At 55.1% G+C, this 23575-nt stretch carries 20 protein-coding genes, 3 tRNA genes and 1 rRNA gene; 20 read left to right on the top strand and 4 right to left on the bottom strand.

Annotated features, from left to right (window positions below; all coding sequences use genetic code 11):
- The 7 genes from rrf to BM322_RS09365 all read left to right on the top strand — a co-directional run.
- Nucleotides 1-95 (top strand): 5S ribosomal RNA (gene rrf, locus BM322_RS09395); the annotation flags it as partial.
- 159 nt (nucleotides 96-254) lie between these two features.
- Nucleotides 255-788 (top strand): methyl-accepting chemotaxis protein, encoded by a 534-nt coding sequence (locus BM322_RS09390; protein ID WP_075429904.1) that lies wholly within the window; start codon nucleotides 255-257, stop codon nucleotides 786-788.
- A 152-nt stretch (nucleotides 789-940) separates the two neighbouring features.
- Nucleotides 941-1016 (top strand) — tRNA-Lys (locus BM322_RS09385).
- 27 nt (nucleotides 1017-1043) lie between these two features.
- Nucleotides 1044-1120 (top strand) — tRNA-Asp (locus BM322_RS09380).
- Nucleotides 1121-1123: 3 nt separating this feature from the next.
- A tRNA-Phe gene (locus tag BM322_RS09375) sits at nucleotides 1124-1199 on the top strand.
- Nucleotides 1200-1275: 76 nt separating this feature from the next.
- Nucleotides 1276-1839, top strand: a complete 564-nt coding sequence (locus tag BM322_RS09370) for a TMEM165/GDT1 family protein (RefSeq protein ID WP_075429902.1) — start codon at nucleotides 1276-1278, stop codon at nucleotides 1837-1839.
- A gap of 92 nt (nucleotides 1840-1931) precedes the next feature.
- Nucleotides 1932-2567, top strand: a complete 636-nt coding sequence (locus BM322_RS09365; protein WP_075429900.1) for a DedA family protein — start codon at nucleotides 1932-1934, stop codon at nucleotides 2565-2567.
- 38 nt (nucleotides 2568-2605) lie between these two features.
- Here the strand turns inward: BM322_RS09365 and BM322_RS09360 are convergent, their stop codons facing one another.
- Complete coding sequence (locus tag BM322_RS09360) at nucleotides 2606-3550, bottom strand: AEC family transporter (RefSeq protein WP_318254584.1); 945 nt, start codon at nucleotides 3548-3550, stop codon at nucleotides 2606-2608.
- Nucleotides 3551-3797: 247 nt separating this feature from the next.
- Here BM322_RS09360 and rpsF point away from each other — a divergent pair, with 247 nt between their 5' ends.
- The 11 genes from rpsF to BM322_RS09305 all read left to right on the top strand — a co-directional run bounded on the left by rpsF (nucleotide 3798) and on the right by BM322_RS09305 (nucleotide 14460).
- Nucleotides 3798-4088 carry a 30S ribosomal protein S6 gene (rpsF, locus tag BM322_RS09355; protein ID WP_075429896.1) on the top strand — a complete coding sequence of 97 codons (291 nt, stop codon included), beginning with the start codon at nucleotides 3798-3800 and terminating at the stop codon, nucleotides 4086-4088.
- A 42-nt stretch (nucleotides 4089-4130) separates the two neighbouring features.
- The gene (locus BM322_RS09350) at nucleotides 4131-4568 is read left to right on the top strand and encodes a single-stranded DNA-binding protein (protein WP_075429894.1); all 438 of its coding nucleotides are present in this window, start codon (nucleotides 4131-4133) and stop codon (nucleotides 4566-4568) included.
- A 20-nt stretch (nucleotides 4569-4588) separates the two neighbouring features.
- A complete protein-coding gene (rpsR, locus tag BM322_RS09345) occupies nucleotides 4589-4819 on the top strand; it encodes a 30S ribosomal protein S18 (protein ID WP_014425267.1) in 231 nt (76 codons plus the stop codon).
- A 74-nt stretch (nucleotides 4820-4893) separates the two neighbouring features.
- On the top strand, nucleotides 4894-6456 hold the full coding sequence (locus BM322_RS09340; protein ID WP_075429892.1) for a ClC family H(+)/Cl(-) exchange transporter: 1563 nt from the start codon (nucleotides 4894-4896) through the stop codon (nucleotides 6454-6456).
- An 85-nt stretch (nucleotides 6457-6541) separates the two neighbouring features.
- Nucleotides 6542-7309 (top strand): DeoR/GlpR family DNA-binding transcription regulator, encoded by a 768-nt coding sequence (locus BM322_RS09335; RefSeq protein WP_075429890.1) that lies wholly within the window; start codon nucleotides 6542-6544, stop codon nucleotides 7307-7309.
- A gap of 47 nt (nucleotides 7310-7356) precedes the next feature.
- Nucleotides 7357-9324, top strand: a complete 1968-nt coding sequence (locus BM322_RS09330; RefSeq protein WP_318254583.1) for a sulfatase-like hydrolase/transferase — start codon at nucleotides 7357-7359, stop codon at nucleotides 9322-9324.
- Nucleotides 9325-9400: 76 nt separating this feature from the next.
- Nucleotides 9401-10252 (top strand): ChbG/HpnK family deacetylase, encoded by an 852-nt coding sequence (locus BM322_RS09325; RefSeq protein WP_075429914.1) that lies wholly within the window; start codon nucleotides 9401-9403, stop codon nucleotides 10250-10252.
- 9 nt (nucleotides 10253-10261) lie between these two features.
- Nucleotides 10262-11248, top strand: a complete 987-nt coding sequence (locus BM322_RS09320) for a glycosyltransferase family 2 protein (RefSeq protein WP_075429886.1) — start codon at nucleotides 10262-10264, stop codon at nucleotides 11246-11248.
- 12 nt (nucleotides 11249-11260) lie between these two features.
- Complete coding sequence (locus BM322_RS09315) at nucleotides 11261-12937, top strand: DUF6056 family protein (RefSeq protein WP_318254582.1); 1677 nt, start codon at nucleotides 11261-11263, stop codon at nucleotides 12935-12937.
- 23 nt (nucleotides 12938-12960) lie between these two features.
- Nucleotides 12961-13860 carry a radical SAM protein gene (locus BM322_RS09310; RefSeq protein ID WP_075429884.1) on the top strand — a complete coding sequence of 300 codons (900 nt, stop codon included), beginning with the start codon at nucleotides 12961-12963 and terminating at the stop codon, nucleotides 13858-13860.
- A 213-nt stretch (nucleotides 13861-14073) separates the two neighbouring features.
- On the top strand, nucleotides 14074-14460 hold the full coding sequence (locus BM322_RS09305; RefSeq protein WP_075429882.1) for a hypothetical protein: 387 nt from the start codon (nucleotides 14074-14076) through the stop codon (nucleotides 14458-14460).
- 29 nt (nucleotides 14461-14489) lie between these two features.
- On the opposite strand, the gene BM322_RS09300 is transcribed toward BM322_RS09305, so the two are convergent.
- Nucleotides 14490-16337: a phosphoethanolamine transferase gene (locus BM322_RS09300; RefSeq protein WP_075429880.1), complete on the bottom strand. Its 1848-nt coding sequence runs from the start codon at nucleotides 16335-16337 to the stop codon at nucleotides 14490-14492.
- A 327-nt stretch (nucleotides 16338-16664) separates the two neighbouring features.
- On the opposite strand from BM322_RS09300, the gene BM322_RS09295 reads away from it, so the two are divergent.
- Nucleotides 16665-18926, top strand: coding sequence for an anaerobic ribonucleoside triphosphate reductase (locus tag BM322_RS09295; protein ID WP_075429878.1), 2262 nt, complete (start codon nucleotides 16665-16667; stop codon nucleotides 18924-18926).
- Between the two features lie 263 nt (nucleotides 18927-19189).
- Entirely contained in the window at nucleotides 19190-21694 is a 2505-nt protein-coding gene (locus BM322_RS09290) for a hypothetical protein (RefSeq protein ID WP_075429876.1), read from the top strand.
- A gap of 39 nt (nucleotides 21695-21733) precedes the next feature.
- On the opposite strand, the gene BM322_RS09285 is transcribed toward BM322_RS09290, so the two are convergent.
- Complete coding sequence (locus BM322_RS09285; RefSeq protein WP_075429873.1) at nucleotides 21734-22453, bottom strand: flagellar brake protein; 720 nt, start codon at nucleotides 22451-22453, stop codon at nucleotides 21734-21736.
- Nucleotides 22454-22568: 115 nt separating this feature from the next.
- Nucleotides 22569-23534 carry a flagellar filament capping protein FliD gene (fliD, locus tag BM322_RS09280; RefSeq protein WP_075429871.1) on the bottom strand — a complete coding sequence of 322 codons (966 nt, stop codon included), beginning with the start codon at nucleotides 23532-23534 and terminating at the stop codon, nucleotides 22569-22571.
- Between the last annotated feature and the right edge of the window lie 41 nt (nucleotides 23535-23575).

The following is a 23575-nucleotide window of genomic DNA, read 5'->3' as shown; positions in this document are numbered from 1 at the left end:
TTCCACCTGTTCCCATACCGAACACAGTAGTTAAGCACATATACGCCGAAAGTACTTGTCTGGAGACGGACTGGGAGGATAGGGAGTTGCCAGTTAAGCGAAAGGCATCCACGTTGTGGATGTCTTTTTTTATTTTTTTTTGCGACTAGAAGGTTTTTCCAGGTTTATGTGGAATAAGAATAAAGCAAGGAAAAATTGTTGCGGTTTCATTGGGAATATACCAATTTTAGTTATCGAAATGGGGAGGAATATAAATGGCAGAGGATACCATGAGCAGAGAAGATATTAACGCGAAGCTGACGTCATCGATTGAGGAGATTGCTACGTCGACGCAGACGGTCTATGAGGCCGTTGAGCAGGTAGCGAAGAGTGCCAGCGCCCTGGCAAAAGCTGGTCAGGAGTCGGTTGAGCAGGCTAAATTCCTGCAGGAGAAGAATGCCGATACCATCAAGGTCATCGACTTCATCACGAACATTGCTGGCCAGACGAATCTCCTGGGCCTCAACGCAGCAATCGAGGCTGCACGTGCTGGTGAGCAGGGCCGTGGCTTTGCCGTTGTTGCTGAGGAAGTCAGAAAGCTCGCTGAGCAGTCCCGTGAGGCTACGGAGAAGATCCAATCCACCCTTAACGAGATGAACAAGGCCGTCGAGGGGATTTCCAAGTCCATCGAGACGACTGGCTCTATCAGTGAAGAGCAGGCTGCTTCGACTGAGGAAATCACGGCGAACCTCTCCCGCGTAACGAGAGCGGCTGAGGAACTCAAGAAATACGTGGAAAGCCTCAACTAAGATTTGTACCTTAAAGACGCCGAAATGGCGTCTTTTTTATTTTCTTTTAAAATTAATGTTGACAAGCGATAGGTTTATCCGTATAATTATGTCCTGTGAGTGACGTATCAGTTGATTCAGTTTATACCTAGCTAGAGATATTCTGCTCACCTGGTTCACTAGCTCAGTTGGTAGAGCACCTGACTTTTAATCAGGGTGTCCCGGGTTCGAATCCCGGGTGAGCCACCATTTGTAAATTCCTATTTTTTGATAGATGGCCCGGTAGTTTAGTTGGTTAGAATGCCGCCCTGTCACGGCGGAGGTCAGGGGTTCAAGTCCCCTTCGGGTCGCCATTTGCCTCTGTAGCTCAGTTGGTAGAGCAGGGGACTGAAAATCCCCGTGTCAGTGGTTCGATTCCGCTCGGAGGCACCACTTAGGAAATAAGACCTTGTGTACATAGTACCGGGGTCTTTTTGTGTATTATAGGTAAATATCAGGAGAGATGATTATGGAAGCATTGTTGGCTTCGTTCCTGGTCGTGTTTCTCGCTGAGATGGGGGACAAGACGCAGTTCCTCGTCATGGCCTTTGCGGGTAAATACGATTGGAAGCAGGTTTTTGCCGGGATGTCGCTGGGAATCCTCGTGGTGCATTTGCTGGCCGTGGCTCTGGGGTCACTGGCAGGTGAGTTCATTCCCGCCAGTCTTATGGGAATCTTGGCGTCGATTATATTCATCGGCTTTGGTGTCTGGACACTGCGAGGCGATGATGAGGAGGAAGAGGAGGCCCATGATTCGCGTTTTGGGCCACTGCTGACCGTGGCCATGACATTCATTGTCGGCGAGATGGGAGACAAGACGCAGTTTGCGGCGATGACCATGGCTGCACAGTATGAGGGAGCCTGGCTGGCGGTGCTCTTGGGAGCCCTGCTGGGAATGCTGGTGGCCGACAGCCTTGGCATCCTTGCTGGTGCATTGCTGCATCGCCGGCTACCGGCCCGTCAGATGCGGCTCCTGTCGGCGGGAATCTTCCTGCTCTTTGGCGTGGCTGGCCTGGTAAAATCTTTGCTATAAGCAGGCGATTTACAGCTTGCTTTTTCAGATTTATGCAGTATAATAGGCGATAGTATTGGATTTTGATGTAAAGAAAGGGAGATTCAATAGAAATGGAACATTTTTCGACGTTGTTCTTGGAGTTCATCGCTTCTTGGGGCTATGTGGCAGTTGCCATCCTGATGGCGGCAGAGAATGCCTGCATTCCGATTCCCAGTGAGCTGATCCTGGGATTCGCCGGTTACCTTATCTTTGCTGACCAGATGACATTTGCCGGCGCCTTGACGGCTGGCATGGTCGGAGGTATGGCAGGCTCGATTTTTGCTTACGCTGTTGGTCATAAGGGCGGACGTTCCTTTGTCGATAAATACGGTCATTATTTCTTTGTCAAGAAGAGTCACGTGGATATTGCGCAGAACTGGTTCGACAAATATGGTCTCAAGGCTGTGTTCTTCAGCCGCATGCTGCCGGTTGTGCGTACCTTCATCTCGCTGCCGGCAGGCTTTGCCCATGTGGATATGAAGAAGTTCCTGGTGCTGACGTTTGCTGGTTCCCTGCCCTGGACGGCGCTGATCCTGGCTGCAGGCATGATGCTCGGCAAGAGCTGGCAGGTCATGCTGGGCTATGGTCATACGGCGAGCCTGGTCTTCGTCGGTGTCTGTGCAGTGATCATTGCCGTCATGTATATCCGTCATCGTCGAAAAAAAAACGCCCGTGAGCGCGTGACGCTCAGCGAGGACGCAGAATAAACGAAGAGCCCATTCCGGGTGGCCGGAATGGGCTCTTTCTATTTGAGCAGGAAGAACAGGAGGGGGAAAATCACCAGCAGGAAGGCGGCTGTGGTTATGACGAAGGAGGAAATGGCCAGGCCGACACTGAGCGCGTAGAGTTTCGATGTGAGGACGGCGTTGATGGCAGTGGGGCAGAAGGCCAGCAGGATCAGTGTGCCGCTGATGACTGGATCGGTTACGAAGAGCCAGGTCAGGCCCACGAACAGCAGCGGAGTGAAGAGAAAGCGCAGAGCCACAAGGCTGCGTGTCTGGCGGGCGTAATGACGTACCTGATCGAAGTCGATCAGGAAGCCTACGGGCAGCATGGCAATCCAGGCACCGATGTGGACAAGGCTTTGGAAGAGTGGTGCCAAGGCCTCTGGCCGCTCGATGCCAGCAGCATTGAGGGCAAAGCCGGCCATCATGCCGACAAGGCTCAGCTGGTTCAAGGAGAAGAACATTGCGCGCAGGCTTTGAAGACCGCTGGTCTTGCGGCGGGCTGCGGTGTGCTTGAGATGATAATACTGGGCCAGCGGGAAGATCAAAAGGCACAGCAAGATATTCTGGCAGGTGCCGATGAGCTGTGTATAGGCAAATCCTTCCTCATTGTAGAGGATGAAGGCGCAGACTCCGCCAAGGGTGCCAAGATTGGCCAGCATGGCGCTGGCGACGTAGGCACCACGGTCGAGCAGGTTATCGATGCGCCGGGCAAACAGCAGGTAGCCCAGCAGGCCCGGCAAAAGAACGAGCAGGAAGCCAAAGACCGGCACGAGCAGCAGGCCCCAGGACAGCGGCAGTACCCAGAAACTCAGCAGTGAAAGCACCGTATAGACGAAGACTACGTTGAAACGGATTACCTTGTTCATGGCCGTATCGGAAACCAGCTGGCGCTCATGCAGGTACCAGCCGGCAAGCAGCGGCAGCAGCAGGTCAGTAAAGACGAAAAGGATGCGGAGGTTCATGCCATCCAAGTGGTTCACTTCTTTCTATATATGTAAGTCTCTCAGTATAAATCCTATCATCAAACGCAATTCCTGTAAATTGTGGAGGAAAATAAAGGCGAATCGGTGAAATTATCCTTGCTTTCCCTCTCCTTGCATGGTATAATTTTCTAGTCGTGAGACAAATAAAGTTTTGAGTTGAAATGATTCGTTTCAACCTCTGCTCCTGTTCGAGCAGGAGCCAAAGACCAAAGAGGGAGGTGATTTCGTGAGAAAGTACGAAGTCATATTTATCGTTAAGCCGATGGAAGAGGAAGCTACGAACGCTGTCATCGACAAGTTCACCAAGATCATCACTGAGAATGGTGGTACGATCGATAAAGAAGATCGTTGGGGCAAGAAACGTCTTGCTTATGAGATCAAAGACTGCGCTGAGGGTTTCTATGAACTGCTCTACGTTACGGCTGAGCCGGCATGCGTTGCTGAGTGCGAGCGCGTAATGAAGATTACGGACGACATCCTGAAGCACATGATCGTTAGATCCGACGAAGAAGCATAAGACGTATAGAAGTGCACCGCAAGGTGACAGGGAGGATTTACCATGAATAAGGCAATTTTGATTGGACGTCTGACTCGCGATCCTGAAGTCCGTTATACGCAGTCTGGTGTGGCTGTCTGCACATTCACATTGGCTGTTGACCGCCGTTTTGCCCGCAAGGACGAGAACAACGGTCAGCCGACAGCGGATTTCATTCCTATCGTGTGCTGGCGCAAGCTTGCTGAGGTTTGTGGCAACAATCTGGTCAAGGGCCGCCGTATCTCGGTGGAAGGCCGCATACAGGTTAGAAGCTATGACGCACAGGATGGCTCGAAGCGTTATGTGACGGAAATCATAGCTGACGAGGTCGAGTTCCTGGATTCCAGAAGCTCGGCACCGCAGGCAGGCGGCTTCGGCGCCCCTGCTCCGGCAGCTCCGCAGCAGCCGGCTGATGCAGGCTCCTTTGGCCCGTCCATCCCTGAAGAAGAAATTCCATTTTAAGACAGGAGGGAATTACTTTGATGAGACGTGACAGAGGCAGAAGACCTCGTAGAAAGGTCTGCTCGTTCTGCGTAGACAAGGTCGAGCATATCGACTATAAAGACGTTGCAAAACTGCGCCGCTTCATTACGGAGCGCGGCAAGATTTTACCGCGTCGTATCTCTGGCAACTGCGCTAAACATCAGCGTCAGGTTACCGTTGCAATCAAACGCGCACGCAACATCGCGCTGCTGCCGTTCACTGCAGAGTAAGAGACATTTCAGGGTGTTGTACTTCGGTACAGCACCTTTTTTCTATTCTTTTTCAGCCGCAGGGAGGTGGCTCTATGACGAATAAGATTGAGACGGCCATGCGCATCTTTACGGAACCGCGCCATTTCAAGTTGCGCTTGTTCCTGGAGGGGAATATCATCGGCGTGCTCACAGGGCTTATCATCGCCCTGTTCCGTTATCTGCTGGAGCTATCGGAACACTATACGCCGCAGCTTTATGGCTGGCTCAGTGAGAATCCCCTCTGGATTCCTGGCTGGCTGGTGGTGCTGCTGGTCATTGGCCTGGTCCTCTACCGCATCGTGCAGACGGATGGCATGACGTCGGGGTCGGGAATCCCGCAGCTCAAGGGCATCCTGCTGGGCCGCATGGATATGAACTGGGCCCGCGTATTGGTGCTGAAGTTTACCGGCGCGGTGCTCGGCATCGGTGCGGGATTGTCGCTGGGGCGCGAGGGCCCCAGCGTACAGCTCGGCGCTTGTGTCGGACAAGGTGTTGGCCGCATGACGCACCGCTCGGCAGCCGAGAATCATTACCTGCTGACGGCCGGTGCTGGCGCAGGTCTGGCCGCGGCTTTCAATGCGCCGCTGGCCGGCGTGATCTTCTGTCTGGAGGAGCTCACGAAGAATTTCTCGCCCTTCGTGCTCATGGGATCGATTGCGGCGGCGGTGACGGCGACGACAGTCACGCAGTATTTCTTCGGCATGGAGCCGGTCTTTCATATGGGGGAGATTCCCGTAGTGGCGACAGGCAGTATCTATGCCCTGCTGATTGCTCTGGGCGCCTTTGTCGGCGTGCTGGGGCTGGCCTTCAACCGCATGCTGACGCGGGCGCTGGCTGGCTATGCCGGAGCGCCACTCACGGCCTGGATGAAGCCGATGGTGCCGCTGCTGGCAGCTGGCGTGCTGGGCTTTGTGCTGCCTCAGGTGCTCGGCGGCGGCAGCCGGCTCGTCGATGCGCTGGTGGTGACCGACTACTCGCTGCTGTTCTTAGTGGTGCTGCTGCTCGGGAAATTCTTTTTCACGATGCTCTGCTTTGGCTCGGGGGTGCCTGGCGGCATTTTCCTGCCGATGCTGGTACTCGGCAGTATCGGCGGTGCCGTCTTTGCGAAACTAGCCGTGGCCATTGGTGTCATGGAGCCAGTCTGGACGGTCAACTGCATAATCTTTGGCATGGCGGCATATTTTGCGGCGGTCGTCAAGTCGCCGGTCACTGGAGCGGTGCTGATCATGGAGATGACGGGCTCCTTTGACCATATGCTGGCACTGATCCTCGTCTCGATGACGGCCTATCTGGTGGCTGACCTCACGAACAGTGAGCCGGTCTACGATATGCTGCTAAGCCGCAGCCTGGCTGTCCGCGACAAGATCGCAACGGCGGTCCGCCGCCATCGCATCATGAGCGAGCTGATTGTCGGCATGGGCAGCCAGCTTGACGGAACGCTGGTCCGCGATGCCGGCTGGCCGGCCGGCAGCCTGCTCGTCAATGTGCGCCGCGGTGGCGAGGAGCTCGCCCCCAATGGCAGCCTGCAGCTGCGGGAGGGCGATTACCTCTATATCCTTAGCGATGATGTGCAGAAAGGTGCATTGGAATCCCTGGCCAGGGAAAAGTCCTCTTGATAATTTCTGGCAGATTTAGTACAATAGTCGTACAACAAGAGCAAACAATAACCTGGCTTTTATTTTTATAGGAGTGAATGAAAAGATGTTTTTGGAAGAACGTCAGGAAATTATTCTCAATATGCTTGCCCGTGATGGCAAAGTCCGCGTCCGCGAACTCAGTGAGAAGTTCAAGGTAACGGAAGACTGCATCCGCAAGGATCTCGGTGCCCTCGAGAAGAAGGGCAAGCTCAAACGTACCTATGGCGGTGCTGTACGCATCCGTGAGAACAGCCATATGGTCGAGGTCAGCAAGCATCGCAACACCGATGTGGAGGCGAAACAGCGCATCGCCCAGGCTGCTGTGAAACTCATCCATGAGAAGGACATGGTGTTCCTCGATATCTCGACGAGCAACCTGGCTATTGCTGAGCTGCTGGTCAAGATGGATCAGGATATCACGGTCGTCACGAACATGATCGATATCCTCGTGGTGCTGGCTCGCAATCCGAAGATTCGCGTGGTCTTTGCTGGCGGCAAGATCAACAAGAGCCGCGATGGTTTCTGGGGCGGCATGACGCTTGACTTCATCTCGCGCCTCAAACCGGACATCGCCTTTGTCGGCGCTGTAGGTGTCGATGTCAAGGAGAACAGCGTCTCCACCTATGATATCGACGATGGTATCAACAAGGCGGCCATCATCCGTCACAGCAAGAAGGCTTATGTTGTCGCAGAGGCCCGCAAGCTCAGCACGGATGGCAACTATAACTACACGACCCTCGATACGCTGTCCGGCCTGATCACGGATACGTTGCCGGCGCGTGATATCCAGGATGCCGCAGATTCCTATGGAGTTGAGATCATCCTGCCATGAAAAAAGACTTTCCTGCTAGATTGAGCTGGGAAAGTTTTCATACGGTAATGCTGAAAGGACTGAAGGTATATGCTTTTTACCTGGCAGTCCTTTCCCTTTTCCGGCTCTTTTTCATTGTTTACCTGCATGATTATCTGGGGCCAGCCAGCGGCACGGATGATATCCTGCTGGCGCTATGGCGTGGCAGCCGTCTTTCGATGCAGACGGCGGGGGCCCTTGCTCTCATGAGCTTTGTGCCGTCGCTATTGCTGCATTATGTCTGGCCCGCTTGGGAGCGCTGGGGCTGGCGGTTGGTAAATGGCATCCTGCTGGCGGCGCTGTCGATCCTCTATGTGGCTAGTTTCCCGTTCTACCGGCAGTTCCGCATGAATTTCAATCAGATGCTGTTCACGGGGGCCAATGACGATATCTATGCGCTGTTCATCACGATGATCCAGCAGTACTGGCTGCCGGTGCGTCTGGCTGGGGCCTTGCTGCTGGCCTATGGTCTCTGGCGGCTGCTGCTGGCCTGGCTGCGCTGGCAGCCTGTAGAGTCGTGGCTGCGTGCAGTCCGGCTGCCTGCGCCTGTGCGCTGGCTCGGGCGGCTGGCCTTCCTGGCGGGCTGTTATCTGGCGGTGCTGCTGGGAATCTTTGGCGGCAGCCTTGGCTGGCAGACGGCTGTCGACTGGGAAAATGCCGGCGTCACGAAGGATGAGTTCCTCAACGAGGCCATCCTTGACAACCCGCAGGCCATCTACCGTGCCTGGGTCCTGAATGACCGCATGCTGGCCTGCAACGGGCTTGATTTCACGGTGGAGGATATCCGCGGGCTGGCTGCCTTGCTGGCAGGCCGCCAGCCCGACAGCGACAATCTCGATGTCTATCTGCACAGGCAGGCACAGGGGGCGCGCATCGACAGGCCAGGGCATGTATTTGTCATCCTGTCCGAGAGCTTTGCCAACTGGCCATTGCTCGATAAATATAAGGATATCCCAATCGCTGGGGGCATGCGGTCACTGATTGCCGAGGCAGATACGGACTACTGTCCGACGTTCCTGCCCAACGGCGCGAGTACGGTGTCAGCTGTGACCGGTGTGGTAACGGGCTTTGCCGATGCGAATCTCTATCTGACGACGATGCCGGAGTCGTTCCGGGAGCCATATGTGACGGCCAGTGCGCCGCAGATGGAAAGACTCGGCTATGCAACGAATTTCTGGTATGCAGGGCCGGCCACCTGGGAGCGCATCGGTGCGTTCACGCAGGCTCAGGGCTTCGATCATTTCTACAGCCGCGGCGATTTCGGTGATGTGCCGGGCAGTGTCTGGGGCTGCGAGGATGAATATCTCTATGCCCAGGTATTGGCTGGACTTTCCGATGCGCCGAGCTTCAACGTCATCCTCAATGCGTCGAACCATTCGCCCTATGATGTGGATGTGGAGGCCAAGGGCTTTGACAAAGAGGCGGTACGGGCTGCCCTGCCGCCAGAGGCGCAGGCAGATGAGGAGCTCTTGCGGGAGCTTGGTCATTACTGGTATGCTGACCGCGAATTGGCAAGATTCGTGCGGGAAGTAAAAGAAAGATATCCGGACAGCTTGTTTGTCATTGTGGGTGATCATGCTGATCGCTACAATATCGATAAGACGCCATCAACCTATGAGCGTTATGGTATCCCGTTCATCATTACGGGACGTGGCATCCATAAGGGGACTTTGCTTACTGATTCGGCTGGCAGCCAGATTGATATCGTGCCCACCCTTATCGAGCTCATTGCCCCCAAAGGCTTTGACTATATGGCCATCGGCTCGAGCCTTACGACAGGGAATCGGCGCGGCGTCAACTATGGGTTCTGGATCACGCGGCAGGCCATCGGCAAGGCTGATACGGTACCCCTGGTGCCCGAGGCTCTGGGGGGCGGCGCGCCGCCGGTCATTGATGACCAGGCTATGCAGGACTATATCAATGCGGTGCGCAGCCTTTCGTGGTGGCGGCCCAAATACGGGCCACTGCTCGATGCCGCGCTGCTGAAAGATCGTTGATTGGCTTTAGCCGATAATCTGTTATAATGTACAATGTATCTGATAACAGGATTATAGCGAGAATGGATGAAGAATGTTGAAACGACTAATTGTCAATGCCGACGATTTCGGGCGGCATGAACTTATCAATCAGGCTGTCGAGCGCGGTGTGACCGAAGGCTGCCTGCGCTCGGCAACGCTGATGCCGGGGGGCAAGGCCTTTGACTCGGCTGTGGCTGTGGCCAAGCGTCATGCTGAGCTCGGCGTGGGCATACACTTTACGCTGGTCAATGGATATCCGGTCCTGCCGCCGGCGGAGATCCCATCACTGGTGACAGAGGCAGGCGTCTTCTATGATGACCATACGGCCTTTGTCAAACGGTTTATCACGGGCAAAGTGAACCTGGAAGAAGTGCGCGCCGAGCTGGCGGCCCAGCTGCAGAAACTCGAGCAGGCAGGGCTGACGCTCACGCATGCCGACAGCCATCAGCATATGCATACGCTGCCGGGAATCATCGACATCGTATTGGAGCTGACGCAGGTGGCAGGCATCAAGGCTGTGCGCACGCCGCGCACGCCGCTTTTCTGCGGCGAGTTCGGCGGCATCGGCCAGCTCGTTGGCCGGCTGGGCCTCGGGACGCTGGCGCGCATAGCGGTTGGCAAGGCCAAAGGGCGCGGCCTCGTGACGCCGGAGCACTTTGCTGGTATCGTGGCCGGGGAGGCTGTATCGGAGACCTATCTCATGGAGATCATCCAGAATCTGCAGCCTGGCACCACCGAGGTCATGATGCATCCAGGAACGGATAACGATGTGCTTATCCCCGACTGTGGTTGGGAGCATGACTTTGAGGCTGAGCTTGCTGCCATCGTCTCACCGGCGGTGCGGGAGCTTGCAGCCGCTGGTGCAGTTGAGATCACGGATTTCCGCGGGCTTTATCAGGCGCGCTGAGGAGCAAGGATGGATAAGATAACGATAATCGTCCCCTGCTATAACGAGCAGGAGGTCGTAGAGAAATTTCATACCGAGGTATCCCGGGTCCTGCAGGATGTGCCCGACTGTGCCTTTACCTATCTGTTCATCAACGATGGCAGCACAGATGCGACACTTTCCTGTCTGCAGCAACTGGCGGCGCGGGAGAAGAACGTAAGCTATCTGAGCCTGTCGCGGAACTTTGGCAAGGAGGCGGCCATGCTGGCCGGTCTTGACTATGCGGATGGCGATGCGGTCATCATCATGGATGCCGACTTGCAGCATCCGCCGGAGCTCGTTCCGGTGATGATCGACTGGTGGCATAAGGGCTATGATGATGTCTGTGCCAAGCGCACCGATCGCGCGGATGAAACGTGGTTCAAGCGTCATATGGCCAATCTGTTCTACCGCTGCCTGCAGGCAGTCTCGAAGTTCCGGGTGCAGCGCGATGTCGGCGACTTCCGCCTGCTCGACAGGCGCTGCGTGGCGGCTTTGCGCCTGATGCGGGAGAACCAGCGTTTCACCAAGGGCATGTTCACCTGGGTGGGCTATCGCAAGAAGGAGATTCCATTCCAGGTGCGGCCGCGCGCTGCAGGCACGACGACCTGGAGTTATCTGGCGCTATACAACCTGGCCGTTGAGGGACTGACCTCCTTCACGACGGCGCCGCTGCGCCTGACGACATTGCTGGGGCTCTGCGTGTCGCTGCTGGCACTTTTCTATATGTGCTGGGTGCTTTTCAATGCCCTATGCTACGGCGATCCTGTAGCCGGCTATCCGACGCTGATAACGGTCATGCTCTTTTTGGGTGGCGTGCAGCTGCTGTCGCTGGGCATCATCGGCGAGTACCTTGGCCGCGTGTTCACGGAAAGCAAGCGCCGGCCGATATATCTGGTGGATGAGCATGATGGGAAAAAGCTGATATATGATAATCCGGAGTACCGGCTGCCGCAGGAGTTGGAGAATAAGAGATAGGAGTGTGACGATTTGTCGCAGAGCAAGAGTTGTTTAGGACAGAACCTGTTGGTTCTGCTGGGGATTTTCCTGCTGATGTTCGTGCTGAATCAGTGGATGCCGATTCATCGCGACGATTACGATTATTCGCTGATATGGCTGACCTCGGAGCATGTGGGGTCGTTCCAGGATGTAGTGACTTCAGCGTACCGCCATTATTTCTTGCATGGTGGCCGCATGGTTACGGTATTCTGCCTCGATCTGTTCCTCTGGCTGGGCAAGCTGTGGTTTGACATTGCCAATGCGCTGATGTTTGTCGCCTTGGTGGTGCTCATGTATTTCCATGCCCGCCGGGCTGTCGAATGGCGGCAGGAGCCGGTGATGCTTGCCGCTACAGGGCTGCTAGCCTGGCTGGCATTCCCGCACTTTGGTGAGGTGGCCGTCTGGAAGAGCGGCTCGACGGTCTACCTTTGGTCGGCAGTGCCGGTGGCGCTCTTCCTGCTGCCGTATAACTTGTCGCTGGCCAAGGGGAAACCTGTACTGCGCAGCGTATGGCTATTGCCGATGTTCCTGCTCGGCATCATTGCCGGCTGGTCGGTGGAGAACCTGGCAGTGACGGTGGTCGCACTGACTGCAGGCATCAGCTGGTACATGGGCCGTCAGGGCGCCATGGCGGGCTGGATGCCTGCTGGCTTCGCGGGGGCACTGCTGGGGCTTATCGGTCTTGTGGCGGCGCCGGGCAACTTTGTCCGCTATGACGACCAGGGCAGCGGCAAGGGCATCCTTGACCATATCGGCAACCAGATTGCCGGCAACGCGGAGATGGTGCTCTACATCCTGCCGCTGATCCTGCTGCTGCTCTGTGCCTGGCGCGTTTTCAAGATGGTGCTGGCTGAGCGTCAGGGCTGTAAGATTGAACGCAGCGCGGCTAAATTAAGCGGCCGCCAGTGGGCACTGCTGGGCTTCATTTTGCTGCTCGTCGTCTCGTATTTCAACGGCAGCTTTGTGGCCTGGACTGTGCGCGATATCCTCTATGCCATCGTGATGGTGCCGCTGGGGCTGACTAAGCCCAAGACCATCGATCATTTTGACAATCTGTTCAAGGGCTTTGATGAGATGGCCATCTACTGGCTGACAATCTTCTTTGTCTATGCATTGGTCAAGAAACGGCTGGGTCTGACAACACCAGTCATCCGCCTGCTGGCTGGCAAGGTCAAGGCCCGTGAGGTTTGGCTTGCATTCCCGGTTGTCCGCTATGCAGGCTGCCTGCTGGCATTGGCACTCATCAACAATATGGTCATGCTGGCTGCGCCGACGTTCCCGGCCCGGGCGACCTTCAGCTCAGTGGCCATGATCATCATGGCGACGATTGCCGTCCTGCGTGAGCCTGTGATTCGTGAGTATTTCGCCATTCATGCTCGTACTGTACTGGCGACGGGGGCTGCAGGTCTGGCTTTGTTCACGCTGTCGGCGGCCATGCTTGTCACGTATGCGCTGCGGCAGGAAAATGATGCGCGGCTGGCCATCGTACAGGCAGCAGCGGATAAAGGGGAGCCCATCGCCTACATGGACCCGATTCCGCTGAAGAACCGCGCTCTGCGCCATGTGTTCTTTGCCGATTTCGACAGCGGTGTGACGAAGGATGGCCTTTGCAAATACTATGGCATCAAGGACATCAAGGTGAATATGGAGAAAGACTCCCGGCGCTGAGGGCTGGGCAGGAGATAGATGGTATGATTTCTTTGGAGAAATGTGAGCTGTGTCCGCGGCGCTGCGGGGTCAACCGGCATGAGTCAGCGGGATTCTGCGGTGCAGGGGATAAGGCCCGGGTGGCATTGGTATCATTGCATCCGTGGGAAGAGCCTTGCCTAACTGGCGCCAAAGGTGCCGGCACGGTGTTCTTTTCCTATTGCAATCTGCGCTGCTGCTATTGCCAGAATCATGAGATCAGTCATGAGGGCAAGGGCCAGGAAGTGACGGATGAACGCCTGGCGGAGATATTTCTTGAGCAGCAGCAGCGCGGCGCGGCAACCCTCGACCTCGTGACGCCGACCCATTATGTGCCGCAGATCATCCATGCGCTTGATTTGGCGCGGGCAAAGGGATTTTCCCTGCCAGTGGTCTACAACTCAGGGGCCTATGATTCGGTGGAAACCATCATGAGCCTGCGGGGCTATGTGGACATTTTCCTGCCCGACCTCAAGTATGTCGACGAAGTTTCGGCGGCGGAATATTCGCAGGCTGCTGATTACTTCGAACAGGCTGCGCTGGCCATCCGCAAGATGGTGGAGATTGCAGGGCCCGTGCAGTTTGCAGCTGACGGCCGCATGACGCGGGGCGTACTGATACGCCATCTCGTATTGCCAGGGCATCGCCATGAGAGCATGAGGGCCCTCGACTGGCTGTGGCAGGAATTTGGCGATACGGTGCAGCTGAGCCTGATGAACCAGTATACGCCGATGTACCGGGCGGCTGAGCACAAGGGCATGAATCGGCGGCTCACGACCTTTGAGTATGAGTCAGTGGTTGATCATGCCGTGGAGCTTGGCATCACCCATTGCTATGTGCAGGAGGGGCAGACCGCCTCGGAAAGATTCGTCCCGGACTTTGATGGCCGTGGCGTCAGATCGTAAAGCTTAGTCGAGAAGAACCGGCAGTTGACGTGTCAATTGACTCGCCAATCTGCCGGTTCTTGTTATTTTTCTGCTGATTTGCAGGAAATGAAGACTGGGTGTAGAATGGATATATAGGAACTTAGAAAAGGATTAGAATACTAAAGGCGAATGTGATGTGTTTATATAGGGGGCATTATTATCAGAAAGGCAGAGGGTACGCGGCAAAGGGGATTGCCGGAGGGACTGCTGCTGTCATCGCTGGTGTTGTTGCTCATTGCAACGACAGTGGCCATTTTTGTGTCGCAGGTTCCCTGTGGCGGCAATGGTGTGCCAATGCAGCGTAGCTATGCAGCTGCTGATGCGGATGGGCCGCGGGTAATCGGCGGTTTTATGCCAGAGTCGCTGAAAGGTCCACCGCCGTCTGCGTCGGAGCCCGCGGATGCATCGTCATCACAGGAACCGGTATTCCTGAGCTGGAATTTCATCAATGGCCTGTTTTTGGGCATTCTGGTGCTTGAGTTCGTGATTTTTCCCATCCTGTTCTGGATGTGGTTTGGACCGGGCAGCCAGCAGATTGATGAGATGGAAAAGGAAACAACGGATGACGAAAAAAAATGACCTTGTGGTTTTCCACAAGGTCGTTTTTTTTATGGCTGCGGCAGCTCCTCTGGCAGACCATCAGGATCATCGGTCAGGCGGTGCTGGCCGAGCATGGTGGTGAGATTGCCACGGTGGAAGCCGTAGGTGGAGCTGGCAAAATCCTGCTCGGGATTGTAGCGGCTTGACGGTGCATTGAGCAGGCCGCAGATGGTGTCATAGAGCATATCGTTGGTGAAGTAGCGGCTCTGATGACTGCGCAGTGCCTGGGCATGGCCCGGCAGTGCCTGCTGATAAGCTGGCGACAGGTAAATCCACATGGGGATGCGGACCATGTCAAAGCTGAATACATCCGGATTATGGGAAATCTCGAGGTTCTCGCCGTGGTCGGAGAAGTAGACCATGGCTTGGAGGTTCAGGTTCTTCTGCGCGTAATCGAAGACCTGGGAGAGGATGTAGTCGGTGTAGAGGATGCTGTTGGCATAGGAGGGCAGCGAAGTGACCGTCGACTCGCCTTCTGGCGTTTCAAATCGGCTGAACTCGCTGGGGTAGCGGTTGTTGTAGTAGATATGGCTGCCCATGACATGCAGGACAACGAAGTTGTTCTTGGTGGGATCGAGTTGCGAGAGATACTGCAGCAGCGACTCGTCGTATTTATCGGAGAAGTTATAGGAGTCGTCAGTCCATTCGGCATGGTCGGCTGTCTTGGCGACAAGCGTGATGGCGCTGTCGTACTGGCCGTAACGGCCCTGATTGCTGAACCACCAGGTCTCATAGCCGGATTTCTTGGCCACGTCGATGATCGAGGCCGATTCGAAGAATTCCTTGCCGTTGTATTGGCTCTGCTCAGTCAGTGCGCGCTGCAGTACCGGTACGGTCTGGGACCAGGAAGAATACACATTGTCGAACTTCAGGAAACCGGGATCGCCCTGGGCGAGCTTTTCGCTGAGCCAGGGCGTGTCCTCAAAGGGGAAGTCCGGGGTGTAGGCTTTCATGTAGTTGCGCGATGCTGATTCGCCGATGACAAAGATGACGGTACCTGGCGCTTTAGCGGCCAACGTCATCCTGCTGTCGATCATGAGACTGTTCAGCCGTTCATCGTGACCGACACTGTACTCCTGAGTCTGGTTGACATAGGAGATGACATCGTTCCAGAGGTCGGCAATCGAAGTCTGGGGCAGGTACCAGGACTGGGCACCCAGTGCAGCAGCTGTGAGCAGGGCCAGGGCGCCCATACGGCCAGCTGTCGTATCATCCGCCAGCGTGCGGCGGGCAAAAGCAAGATGACAGCGATAGCAGCCGTAGAGGAACAGGCCAAAGCCAGCAAAGATCAAGAGCGTCGGCACGAGCCCGAGGTTCGACTGGATGAAGTCGATGCTCTCATGATAGTTCGTGAGGTAAAGGGCCATCAGCGAGGCCGGCGAGAGGCAGTGCCAGAACAGGCAGTAGTAGACCACCTGGATGAACGGGATTGCCAGGCCGAGGAAGTTCAGCACTGCCATGATGGCGGCTATGAGCTTTGGCCAGCCCAGTCGGAAGAGCGCTCCTTCCAAGGCCATCAACAGGATAAACGCTGCTGTGCCCACGACAAAGTCGAAGCAGATCTTGGACTGATACCAGGTGGCACTATACGTCCAGGCGTAGAGCAGCGGAAAGGTCACGCACCAGCCAAGGCCTGTCAAAAGATTTGGCAGGGCAGCTTTGCTGAAGATCGGCACCCGGGTGCCATAGGGGACAAGCATGAGCCCCGCAAGAATCGGCAACAGGATGGGCATGAAGTAATGGGCACCCATATCCTGGCCAATGTCGATGTAGAAGGCAATCAGGCAGATGAAATATACTGCTGCAGCCACGAACCAGCGGATGATATTATCCTGGTCTATCGTTGATAGTTTCATATATAATCTTCTTTCCTTCTATAAATAGAGATAAACGGAAAAACCAATGACAATTCTACACGAAATTGGTAGTGCCGTCAATTTGATCGCCCATAGGGATTTGGTATCTTGATGAGATAGTTTGCGTATCAAAAATATTTTTTTTAGCAATGGGGGCAGGCGCAAAAAGGATTCTGCCCCTTTTGGGTGACATAGCTGTGACTTTTGGCCATTGCCAGAAAATAGGTTATTTGGTACAATATATACCGTTACGACAAGTTATAACCACAATATATAGGGGGAGGCGTAAGCGGATATCGCAGATATGGTGTGATGTCCGGTTAGTATATGAACTTAAAGACAGTTACGAAACGTTCCGGCCATACGGTGGCCTATAATCGTGAGAAAATCTTCAATGCCATTGCTGGCGCCAATGTTGATGGCGGCAACATGATGACGGATAGGGACATCGACGAGGTGACGAGCCAGGTCGAGTGGGATATCCAGGATCGTGTGAATATCAGCGTGGAGGAGATCCAGGATATCGTTGAGCAGGAGCTCATGAAATACAATTTCTACGATGTGGCGAAGAAATACATCACCTATCGTCAAAAACATGCGGAACGCCGGGCGGCGCAGAAACATCTGATGTCGTCATACCGCGATATCTTCTTTGCCGACGCTGTAGACGTGGATCTCAAGCGCGACAATGCGAATATCAATACCGATGCCTCGATGGGCATCATGCTCAAGCTCGGTGCCGAGGGTGCCAAGCACTTCGTCGACAACTATGTGCTGACGGATGAGTTCCGCGAGGCGGACAAGGAGAACTGGATCCATATCCATGACAAGGATTTCTCGTTGATCACGTTCAACTGCTGCCAGATCGACCTGCTGAAGCTGTTCCACGGCGGGTTCTCGACGGGGCATGGTTTCCTGCGTGAGCCCAACAGTATCCGCGCCTATGCATCGCTGGCCTGCATCGCTATCCAGAGCAATCAGAACGATATGTTCGGTGGCCAGTCCATCAATGCCTTCGACTACGCGATGGCGGAGGGCGTGCGCAAGTCGTTCCACAAGGCCGTGATCGATGAGGCCTACAAGGCACTGCTCTATCAGTTCGCCTGCCGTGATTTCGGCACGGAAGAGGAGTTCAAGCAGGAATTCAAGAAGGTCATGGTCTTCGGCGAGTGCCATTACACGGAAAGCTCCGAGGATGAAGATGCTGACCGTTCGATTGCGGCCATTGAGCAGGCTGTCCGGACGCTGCTGACTGAGGTCTACCATAAGGACACCGACGGTGTGGAAAAGATGGCCAAGGTCATCTATCATTTGGCCTGCGCCGATGTCGTCGAGGAGACTCATCAGGCCATGGAGGCTCTGATCCACAACTTCAATACGCTGCACAGCCGCGCTGGTGCGCAGGTGCCGTTCAGTTCTATCAACTATGGCATGGACACCTCGCCGGAGGGCCGCCTGGCCGTCCGCGAGGTCCTCAATGCCATCTGGTCGGGCCTCGGCAACGGCGAGACGCCGATTTTCCCGATCTCGGTCTTCCAGCTCAAGGCCGGCGTCAACTACAATCCGGGGGACCCGAACTACGACCTGTTCCTGCAGGCTTGCAAGACGAGTGCCAAGCGCCTGTTCCCGAATTTCGTGAACATCGATGCGCCGTACAATCTGCAGTACTACAAGCCGGGCAACTACAACAGCGTCGTGGCGACGATGGGCTGCCGCACGCGCGTCATGAGCAACATCAATGGCCCGGAGGAATCCGGCAGCCGCGGCAACTTTGCCTTCACGACCATCAACCTGCCGAAATTGGCTCTGGAGGCCAAGGGCGATATGGACAAGTTCTGGCAGCTGTTCGATAAGTATATCGAGCTCAGCCATGATTATCTGCTGGCCCGTCTGCATGTCATCGAGCAGAAACATGTCTACAATTATCCGTTCCTCATGGGGCAGGGCGTATGGATGGACAGCGATAAACTGTCCAATGATGACGGCATCAAGGATGTGCTCAAGCATGCGTCCTTCTCCATCGGTTTCTGCGGTCTGGCCGAGTGCCTCAAGGCGCTTATCGGCAAGCACCATGGCGAGAGCGCCGAGGCGCAGGAACTGGGGCTCAAGATTGTCGGCCATCTGCGGGCGGCAACCGACAGATATACGGAAGACGAGCATATGAACTGGTCGACCTTCGGCACGCCGGCCGAGTCCACGGCTGGCCAGTTCCAGCGCAGCAACCGCAAGAACTACGGCGTGATCGAAGGCGTCACGGATCGTGCATATATGACGAACTCCTCGCATGTGCCGGTCTACTATCCGATCAAGGCTATCGATAAGATCCGCATCGAGGCGCCGTACCATGCCCTCGAGAATGCCGGTCATATCGCCTATATCGAGATGGATGGCGATCCGACGAAGAACGTCAAGGCCTTCGAGAGTGTCGTCCGTGCCATGCATGATGCTGACATGGGCTACTTCTCCATCAACCATCCGGTTGACCGCGATCCGGTCTGCGGCTATACAGGCCTCATCGAGAATGAGTGCCCCCACTGCCATCGCAAGGAAGTCGAGAAGGGCCGTTTCACGGTAAAACGCATGAAATAAGATTCCATAAAGTCATACCTTAACGGTAGCAGCAATCATTTGCTGCTGCCGTTTTTTGCTCGGGCAAAAAAATGATTCCTGATGCAGGAATGGGGATGGGAATGGCGAATTAATGGAGGTATGGAGAAATTCAAGGAGTTTCATACTTCATTTTAGGGAAGAAAGGGTGTTCATGTATGAAGAGTATGGAAAGTTTGAAAAGGAAACATAGACTGGCTGATTTTTTGCGCCTTAATATGCCCCCCCCCCCAGGGACGTTTGTCTTGACGGCTTTGGCTTGTGGTTGTTTTTTGGCCACGCCGGCGATGGCTGAGGCTGCTGCTGAGGCAACCGTATTTGTAGATTCCATACCCGATGCGGATACAACGTATAATGGAATCGAGAAAAGCGTAACAACGGGGAATTTCAACGAAGGTGTTGGTGCTGTCCGCTGGACGATTACGACCAGCCCTGGGGCAGCAAAAGACCATGCTTTTACCTTTGCTAACAATAAGGTTTCCCTTTCTGGTGATGCGGCAGTGATAAGTGGCTCAAGTTTCGGGGCAGCGTATGTGCATCTTGGCATCTGGAACTATACTCTTGACGGAACATATGATTTCCATGATAATAAAGCGTCTATCACAGGGAACAGCTATGCTACCGGCCATATCATGGGGGCAGGTTTCTTTTCAAACAGCCTTGGGCTGGTAAAGAAGATCACGCTGGAAAACAATGTCCTGGAAATAGATACCACGGGGACATTCAATAGTGCGCGGTATATTACTGGTGCATTGGCAGGAAACACTACAGAAGGTGCGACAGCCTCGGGGAATAAGCTCATCATCAAGAATGGTACGTTTGCCACTGGCGATATGATTGCCGGTGCAGTTGGTTGTGACCGGGCAGGTAATCAAACCAATGGGGCGGTTAATCTCACGGATAATTCCGTGGAAATCAGTGGTGGTAATTTCAATAAAGGTACCAGTGGTGCGAATACCCATATCTTGGGCGCAGGTGGAATGGTTAATGCTACTGCTAACTCGTCAAGGGCCTGGGTGGCAACGAATAACAGTGTAATCATCCGTGGTGGTACCTTCGCGAATGTAGATATTGCCGGTGGTGGTGCAAAAAATGAGGCCAACAATAATACCGTAACCATTACTGGTGGCGAATTCAATGATAATACGGTGTCGGTGTATGGCGGTACCAAAAGTTATGATGCAGCAACTGCTGAAACCAACAACAATACCGTGAATCTCTTTACCACGGTGGCCTTGGACAAGCTGGTGGGTGGAACCAATGCCTCTGGCACTGGCAATACCTTGAACCTTGGTTCCAAGGGCAATACGGTAAACTCTATTTCCGGGTTCCAGAATATCAACTTCCTGCTGCCTGCGGATATCGCCAACGGCGATACCATGCTGACCGTCAATGGCGGCAGTGCTACTGACCTTACCGGCGTAAGCTATGGCCTGGCAGCACTGTCTGGCGTGAACTTGGTGAAGGGCAATACGGTGAACCTGCTGGTGAATGGATCAGGGGTCACTACTGACGATAACATCACGGCTACCAGCGAGTTTTCGGTGCCTTCTGGCTGGACCACCGATACCAAGTATGAGCTTTCCATCAGTAAGAAGGATGCGAATACCATCATTGCCACGGTGGATAATGTCAAGGAGAATGTGACGCCGACACCAACTCCAACGCCAGAGCCAACACCAACACCGACTCCGACTCCGACGCCAACACCAGAGCCAACGCCAGAACCGGCTGATGATTCGGCTGAGTATATGAAGTCCCCGGTGGAAACCCGGGCGGCGTCCGTGACTATGCTGAACAGCGGCAGTGACCTGCTGGCCAGCGCTGGTTTCCAGCAGGCGGCGAATGCAGTGGCCCTGGATATGGCAGAGCAGCAGGAAAGCGGCAGTGGGAAGGATATCCGCGACAGCCTCAATACGCAGGTCCGGGGACAGTTTGTACCCTTTGTTGCCATGGGCGGTTCCAGCCTGCGGGCAGAAAGCGGCTCCCATGTAGACAGCAAGGGAATGGGACTGAATGTTGGCTTTGCCCGGGAAGTGGCCAACAAGGACGGGAAACTGCTCTTTGGCCCCATTGTGGAATATGGCCGGGGAAGTTATGACAGCTATCTTGATGATGGCACCCATGGCGAAGGCGACAGCAGCTATTGGGGCGTGGGCCTGATGGCACGGCAGACCAATAACGATGGGCTCTACTATGAGGGCAGTATCCGCGGCGGCAACGTGAAGTCCGATTATGCCTGCAACCTGACGGCAACCCGCCGGGCAAGCTACGACAGCAGCTCCAGCTACTGGAGCGCCCATCTGGGGGTAGGCAAGGTAGTGGAACTGGCCAATGATAATGCTTTGGACTACTACTTGAAGTATTTCTACAGCCATACGGCTGGGGATGATGTGACAGCTACCATCACCAATACCCTGACCGGAGCCAAAGGCACGGCTGGCATGAATTTTGACAGCGTGGACAGCCACCGCCTGCGCGTGGGAGCAAGGCTGACCCACAAGGTAAACGACAAGAACAGCATCTATGGCGGCCTGGCATATCAGCATGAATTTGCGGGCGATGCCAGAGCTACCTATGGGGGCGGTACTGCGGCTCCCAGCCCGAGCATCAAGGGCGGCAGCGGCATGCTGGAACTTGGCTGGCAGGTCAAGCCTGGTGGCCCGGTGACCATCGACCTGGGTGCGACTGGCTGGGTTGGCAAACAGCGTGGCTTCAGCGCTCAGATGGGAGCTTTGTGGAAATTCTGATGAAAAAAACGACCTGCGGGAAATCTCCCGCAGGTCGTTTCAGTTTTCGCTGTTTGGATGCGTATGGTCAAGGTGCGGCATGCGCAGGCCTTTCTTCAGGTAATCGCGCTGCAGATAGAAGACGCTCTGGACGAGCTTGTCCTGTTGCCGCAGGGTAAGCCGGTCTTCCAGTGATACGCCGATATGGTACACGGTGCCAGCAGGCACCTCGATGGGGGTGCAGCGCTCGACGATGGCATCGGTCTTGAGCGTGCCGTAAAGGGGCAGTCCGGGAATGGCAATGGCGACGCGGGACTGCAGCGGAACTTCCTCGTTGCACGCAAAACAGAGACCGCCGCCGCTGATATCGACGAGGGTAGTGATCGTGGCATTGCGCAGGTTGCCGTAGCGGCCAGGGATCTTGACCAGCATGGGCAGGGCAATGGGAACGCGGACGAAGCGGCGCATCTGGACGCGTTCGACCGTGTCAGGTTTTTCCAGATACCAGGTCATCTCCTCGAGCACGGAGCTGCTGCGGAAACTGGTCGTGAACCGGTAGACGCAGCCGTTGCCGGTGACAGCGCATTCGAGGGCAACATCATCAGTGGGCACATTCAGGAAAGTCTCTGGGACACAATCGATATGGATGGCCAGATAGCGCAGGGATATCTCAGCGATGATCCCGTGCAGGTCCAGCCGATAGTCCTCATTGCTGGTTGTGATGTGGATGAATTGTTCTTCTTGGAGAACTTCTTTTGCGGGCATGGTTTCCGTCGTCATAGGCGGGTACACTCCAATCCTTTATCCTTTATCCTATAGTACCAAAGTCCTAGTTTGCTGTCAATAAAAGCCTGCCTCAAAAATGAGACAGGCTCGCAAGAAAGGATTGGATATGTCACAGTGACATACTCAGAAGGTTGCCAATCATGCCATATTGCACGCTGGCTGAGAGAAGTTTGGGATTCGTGTAGGCCGATGCCAGTGACAGCTGATTGCCGAGCATCTTCTGCATCGATGGGAATGCCTTGTCCTGCTGCGAGATGGCAAAGTCGGCGTGGCTTTCAGCCTTGCCGGCCAGGCCGCTTGAGCCCAGGGCATTCTTGACGCGGCTGCCGTTCTCCACGAGGGCGGCAGCAAGCTTGTCCTCATCGACAGAAAGTTCACCGGTGGAGCTGTCGACACTGATCCCGATCTTCTTGTAGGTGTCGGCACGGTACGTCGTGTCGGCAAAGGTGTTGGCCAAGGATTTCATGCGCTTGCTGACGCTGCTGTAGTCGCTGGTCAGGTTCAGGGCATCGTTGTAGTCAGAGACGAGCTGCTTGACGTTCTTGATTGCGCTCTTGAGCGAATCGCTGTACGTCTTGGTGCCGTCTTCTGCCGTGGTGATGTCGCTTTCGCTGAAGCTGTAGTTCATCTTGGCGACTGTCTTGGCCGAGTCCTTGAGATCGCTCATAGCAGAGCCAAACTGGGTCGAGAAGACCTTCTTGGCTTCGTCGTACGAGCTGACGAGCTCGGAGGCACTTGTGCTGATACCCGAAATCGAGCTGAGGCTCGCAAGACTGCTTGATGAGCTGGCCGAGGACGTATAGCTGGACCAGAGATCTGTCAGTGAATCCTGCGCGGCAGTTGTCTTCTTCGTCGAGTGCGACGAGGAAAACGCGTTGACGAGATTGCTCAGCGAGGACACATTGGCCGCCGCTGTGGCAAATGCCGAACTGGTACTGTTTCCGCTGCTTTCCGTGGCACTGGCCTTAGTGTTAGATGAGCTGGCAGAACTGCTGGACGAAGTGCTGGGGGTATTGCCCGAAGCCATCTTGTACAGGGTATACGTGTCATTGGCCATGGATGAGATGGTGGACATGATGATCCCTCCTTTCTTTTTTAGTGGAGCGCACAAACTCT

Source organism: Selenomonas sp. GACV-9, assembly GCA_900116485.1.
GTDB classification, from domain to species: domain Bacteria; phylum Bacillota; class Negativicutes; order Selenomonadales; family Selenomonadaceae; genus Selenomonas_A; species Selenomonas_A ruminantium_G.
Note: the sequence above shows the minus strand (reverse complement) of the source record. Positions and strands in the feature narration are given on the sequence as shown.

Coding starts and splice junctions, on each gene's coding strand:
- BM322_RS09310 (WP_075429884.1), top strand. CDS start 12,961: ATGATTTCTTTGGAGAAATGTGAGCTGTGTCCGCGGCGCTGCGGGGTC.
- BM322_RS09300 (WP_075429880.1), bottom strand. CDS start 16,337: ATGAAACTATCAACGATAGACCAGGATAATATCATCCGCTGGTTCGTG.
- fliD (WP_075429871.1), bottom strand. CDS start 23,534: ATGTCCACCATCTCATCCATGGCCAATGACACGTATACCCTGTACAAG.
- BM322_RS09360 (WP_318254584.1), bottom strand. CDS start 3,550: ATGAACCTCCGCATCCTTTTCGTCTTTACTGACCTGCTGCTGCCGCTG.
- BM322_RS09350 (WP_075429894.1), top strand. CDS start 4,131: ATGAATAAGGCAATTTTGATTGGACGTCTGACTCGCGATCCTGAAGTC.
- BM322_RS09365 (WP_075429900.1), top strand. CDS start 1,932: ATGGAACATTTTTCGACGTTGTTCTTGGAGTTCATCGCTTCTTGGGGC.
- BM322_RS09335 (WP_075429890.1), top strand. CDS start 6,542: ATGTTTTTGGAAGAACGTCAGGAAATTATTCTCAATATGCTTGCCCGT.
- BM322_RS09390 (WP_075429904.1), top strand. CDS start 255: ATGGCAGAGGATACCATGAGCAGAGAAGATATTAACGCGAAGCTGACG.
- rpsR (WP_014425267.1), top strand. CDS start 4,589: ATGAGACGTGACAGAGGCAGAAGACCTCGTAGAAAGGTCTGCTCGTTC.
- BM322_RS09330 (WP_318254583.1), top strand. CDS start 7,357: ATGCTGAAAGGACTGAAGGTATATGCTTTTTACCTGGCAGTCCTTTCC.
- BM322_RS09285 (WP_075429873.1), bottom strand. CDS start 22,453: ATGACGACGGAAACCATGCCCGCAAAAGAAGTTCTCCAAGAAGAACAA.
- BM322_RS09340 (WP_075429892.1), top strand. CDS start 4,894: ATGACGAATAAGATTGAGACGGCCATGCGCATCTTTACGGAACCGCGC.
- BM322_RS09370 (WP_075429902.1), top strand. CDS start 1,276: ATGGAAGCATTGTTGGCTTCGTTCCTGGTCGTGTTTCTCGCTGAGATG.
- BM322_RS09295 (WP_075429878.1), top strand. CDS start 16,665: ATGAACTTAAAGACAGTTACGAAACGTTCCGGCCATACGGTGGCCTAT.
- BM322_RS09320 (WP_075429886.1), top strand. CDS start 10,262: ATGGATAAGATAACGATAATCGTCCCCTGCTATAACGAGCAGGAGGTC.